Source organism: Naasia sp. SYSU D00057 (assembly GCF_017916505.1).
Taxonomy (GTDB): Bacteria; Actinomycetota; Actinomycetes; order Actinomycetales; family Microbacteriaceae; genus Naasia.
In genome coordinates, this window is record NZ_JAFMSZ010000018.1 from 1 (window position 1) to 471 (window position 471).

Consider the following 471-nt stretch of genomic DNA (forward strand, 5'->3'; position numbering starts at 1 on the left):
GCAGCGCGTCCCCCGCCGTGCCCGCCATCACCTTCGCCACATGCACCATGCCGGTATGCGCCGCCGGCATCTTGCCCTGCGCCACCACCTGCCAGGAATGGCCGGGCGTGCCGATGGCATAGGTGGCGCCGCGCGCCTGCACCGTCGGCACCTGCCAGGAGACGTCGCCGACATCGGTGGACCCGTTCATCCCGGCCCCCTTGGCGCCGAGCGGCACGATGGCCTCGCAGAGCGACTTGCCGGTCTCCGGCACCACGCCCTGGCGGCGGTAGGTGGAGAGGATGTCCTCCTCGCTCAGCGTCTTCTGGATCTCCGCGGCGAAGGCCTTGTCCTCCGCGGTGAAGGGCGGCGGGCCGAGGCGCTGGAAGTTGTCGTACATCGCCTGCTCCAGCGGCGAATTGCCGAGCAGGTTGGACACGGCGGAGATGACCTGGGTGCTGACCGTCGTCTCCGTCATCAGCGCCGCGCCAT

At 70.3% G+C, this 471-nt stretch carries 1 pseudogene; it reads right to left on the bottom strand.

Annotated features, from left to right (window positions below):
• A pseudogene (locus J3P36_RS16080) lies at nt 1-457 on the bottom strand (amidohydrolase); the annotation flags it as partial.
• Nucleotides 458-471 lie beyond the last annotated feature (14 nt).